Here is a 3,818-nt window from a genome sequence, read left to right as displayed (position 1 = left end):
CCGCCCCTCCTTCGTTCAGGGGAGAGATCGCTTGTCAGCGATCGGCCAGGGTGATGTGCCCCTCGTGCGGCGGGTCGAAGTGGGAGAAGAACGACACCGCGTCCTCCACGCCGCCATGGGCGAAGGAGGCGCTCCCGTCCTCGAGGCCTTTCTCCACCACCGCTGCAGGATCGGCGAAGATCATTCCTGCCACCTGCCGCTTCGACAGAGCGAGCAGGAACGACGCGTCTTCGGGGACGGAGTCCGTCACTTCGAGGACGCCGTTCCGAAGGATCATCCCGACATCTTCACCCGTATCGGTCACGCGCACGGCGGCGGTGACGAGACCCGTGACCTTCTCGGGGTCGACGCGGAAGCGCAGGCTGCCCAGAAGAGCATGCCCCGGCATCGCCGCGATCTGGTCCGGGGCGTTGATCTGGATGGCCAGGGAGTAGTCGATGGAGCCGTCGAGTTCCCGCGCCGCGGTGAGGTAGAAATTGCGCCAGTTCGAGTTCGGCGTGCGGTAGCCGAGCGTCCGCAGCGCCTCGGCCTTCAGCAGGCGCGCCTCACGGTCCGAGGGATCTGTGCGGACGAGATGGCTGGCGAGCTCGGCCGCCCACTGGTGGTCACCCGCATCCGCCGCCGCCCTGGCTGCCGCCATCACGCTCGACCGACCTCCGATCAGGTCGATGTATCGCGCGGACGATTCTCGGATGTTCAGCGGTGCCAACGTGGTGGGATCCGCGTTGAACCAGCCCAGTTCCCCGACGTAGATCTGCCGCACCGAGTGCGGTACCCCGCCGTAGAAGTCGCCGAGCCATTCGCTCTCTGCGAGCGCCTTCGGGAGCACGACCTTCTCCACGAGGTCGTCGGGCAGCAGGCCGTGATTGATGTGGCGAAGGGTCTGGTCGTAGACGAATGAGATCGCATCGCGATAGTCGGCGAGGACCTTCGCGACCTCGGCACGTCCCGCCAGCGGGCGGCCGTGCGAAGGAACCATGAAGTCGGCCGGGAGCGGGCGCAGATTCTTGTCGATCGAGGTGAACCATGCCTGCGGGTCCCGGTATCGGCTACCGCGGATCGAGTGCAGGTTGGGGAACGACTCCCCCTGGATGACCTCTGCCGACTGCAGCACACCGAGGTCGGGGAACCAGGTCACGATCTCGTCGATCGCTTCGGAGGGCGCCCAGAAGATCTCCATGCGCACGCCGGCGACGGTGATCTCCAGGCGGTCATCGACCAGGGTGTTCGGAGTGACGAGCGACATCGTCTCCATGATGAAGTCCGGACCGAGGCCTCCGTTCACCCGCCCCTTCGGGCCGACCTCTAGCAGACTCCCGAGTGAGTACTCGGCGCGGACCGCGATGATCGGGCCGTCGCCGGAGATGGAATTCGAGATGATGTTCGACATGAAGTCGCGGTGCGCGATGACGAGCACTTCGCCGGAATCGGCCTGCTCCTGCGTGATGAACGCCTTGACGCCCGCGTTGTGGTCGGTGTGCCAGTGCGAATAGAGAACGGCCTTGATCGGCTTGTCCGAGATCTTCCGCAGCTCGACGAGCTGCCGCTCCCCCTTCTCGACGTCCTCGGGCGGGTCGATGAGGATGAGCCCGTCGTCGCCCTCCACGACTGTCATCGCCGACAGTGCATACCCGAAGATCTGGTACACGCCCTTGCCGATGATCTCGAAGACTCCCGGATTCATCGTCCGCGAGTGCTCGGTCATCGCCGCGGGGACGGTCTCCGCGTACGCCGTGTGCGCCGCGTTCTCTCCCGAGGGAGTGAATCTGACACCCTCGGATGAGCCGAGCCAATACTGATCGGTCATGCGTTTCCCCCGTCGATCGCGTGGCGCTGCGTGGATTCGATGCTCATGCTTCCTCCTGGCTGAGAACCTCCGCATCGCGGACCGACCGCGAAGCATGCCCCTCGGAGTGAAGTCTCGCGCACGCGCCTGCTCCGCGCATCACCAAGGACGGGTGATATTCGCGTGGGATCAGACCTGCGGCAGCACGAACGGGTTGTCCTCCGCTGACGCGAGCAGGTACCACGCGGTCGCGCCGGTGTGCAGGCTCGCGTAGTAGAGGTCGCCGAAGCCCGAATCGAGGCCGTCGTTCGAGGTCGCGACGATCCCCTTGCCGTCGCCGTTCGGGGCATCGCGCTGGGCCAGACGGATGCTGTGCAGCAGCTTCTCCGCAGTCTCGGCATCACCCGCACCGGCGCGCAGCCGGAGGGCCAGCGCCAGGTGTCCGCTGCCCTCGAACCACGCCTTCGACACGTCGACCTCGCTGATCGACGGTCCGGTGTAGGGGCCGTCGGTGGCGATCAGGTTCTCCAGGGTCCAATCCAGTGCTGACCCGTAACGCGGGTCGCCGGTGGCGAGCGAACTCCAGGTCTGCGCGTCGAGAGGGATGGGCCGGGTGTTGATCGTCGAGCCGTCGAGGCCGGTGCCGGTGTTCACGTGGCCGTCGGCGCTCTGCATCGCCGCGACGAATCCCGCGGCGACGGCCGCCCGATCCGCCCACACCGCATCGCCGGTCAGCTGCGCCAGTTGGGTGAAGAACCCGGCCACGTCGCTGTTGTGCTCCGTCGACTTCCAGGTCAGTGACGTGCCGTCCTCGAGCTGCCCGCCGGTGTAGCCGTGCGGCGCCCGGGCCATGTCGGCCGTGTTGTCCTGGATCCATTGACCGACGCGCAGCGCCCCCTCGAGGTACCGCGGGTCTCCGGTCGTGTGCGCGAGTCGAGTGAGGGCCATCCCGACCCAGGCCTGGTTGCCGGTGAAGCTTCCTGGACCGGTGATCTCCACTCGCCCCTGCCGGATGCCGTGCGGCTCGTACGATGCGCGGGTGCGCCCGTCACCGATCGGGTCGTTCTGCTGCACGAAGAGGAGGGCGTCGCCGATCGTCCGCGCTCGGCGGATGTCGTCCGGCAGGCCTCGGGCGGTGTAAGCCATGATCACCACGGCGTCGTCATAGACGAACGACGGCGTGAAGTCCCAGCTCGGCGTGGTGAAGAACCCGCCCTCATAGCTGCGCGGCAGGCACCGGCCCGCGCCGTCGCAGAACTGATCCACGCGCGCGTCGAGGAACTCGTAGGCCAGGGCGACCGAGCGCGAAGGGTCGGGCGCGCCGTCCCCCGACGTGGAGCCGTCGGCAGCGGCGAAGGCCCCCGAGACGGCGGGCACGGCGGCCGCGAGAACCGCGGCGACGAGCGCGGCGGTGACCACCGACGGCATCCTTCGACGCGACGAACCAGGCATCGGAACCCCTCTGGCAGGAACACGGTCCGGGTGTGGTCCGTGGGCGGCCGGACGGCCACGATAGGAACATTCGCATAGCGAGGGCCCCCGCAGAAGTGGCGAAGGTCTAGTTCTGCGTCCGGCGGAGACGCCTCGCGACGGCGGCCGCATAGCAACCGGGGCCGAGGTGCGCAAGGCTTTTGCCCCGAGGGGGAGGTCGCCCGCACTCTGGGAGTCCACTCGCCGCCCGGACCCGTGCCCGCGTCGCACACGCAGCTCACGGGTGGCGGAGACGATCAGCCGCTGTCGAAAGGACGCATCATGCCCCGCGACCAGTACACCTTCACCAACCCTGCCGAGCTCTACGCGGACATCGAACCCGAGAAGCAGCACATGCCGGAGCCCGGCCTCGACGCCGACCTGGCCCCGAAGGCCGACCTCGGCGAGGAGAGCTACCGCGGCACCGGACGGCTCACCGGCCGCAAGGCGCTGATCACCGGCGGCGACTCGGGCATCGGCGCGGCCACGGCCATCGCGTTCGCGCGGGAGGGCGCCGACGTCGCCCTCTCGTACCTGCCCGAAGAGGAGGAGGATGCGAGCC

Annotated in this window: 3 protein-coding genes; 1 reads left to right on the top strand and 2 read right to left on the bottom strand. The window is 68.0% G+C overall.

The features are described from left to right. Positions 1–34: 34 nt before the first annotated feature. Together ACNPM4_RS05525 and ACNPM4_RS05520 are read right to left on the bottom strand one after the other, a co-directional pair. Positions 35–1,807 carry an alkyl sulfatase dimerization domain-containing protein gene (locus tag ACNPM4_RS05525; RefSeq protein ID WP_448984999.1) on the bottom strand — a complete coding sequence of 591 codons (1,773 nt, stop codon included), beginning with the start codon at positions 1,805–1,807 and terminating at the stop codon, positions 35–37. 168 nt (positions 1,808–1,975) lie between these two features. Further along, a complete protein-coding gene (locus ACNPM4_RS05520; protein WP_448984998.1) occupies positions 1,976–3,214 on the bottom strand; it encodes a YyaL domain-containing protein in 1,239 nt (412 codons plus the stop codon). 324 nt (positions 3,215–3,538) lie between these two features. Here ACNPM4_RS05520 and ACNPM4_RS05515 point away from each other — a divergent pair. Next, the coding region (locus tag ACNPM4_RS05515; protein ID WP_448984997.1) for an SDR family NAD(P)-dependent oxidoreductase at positions 3,539–3,818 on the top strand (280 nt) is incomplete at its 3' end.

The sequence above is a fragment of the Microbacterium umsixpiens genome (assembly GCF_053543675.1).
The sequence above is the reverse complement of the archived record's forward strand: the minus strand, read 5'-3'. Positions and strand labels throughout refer to the sequence as shown.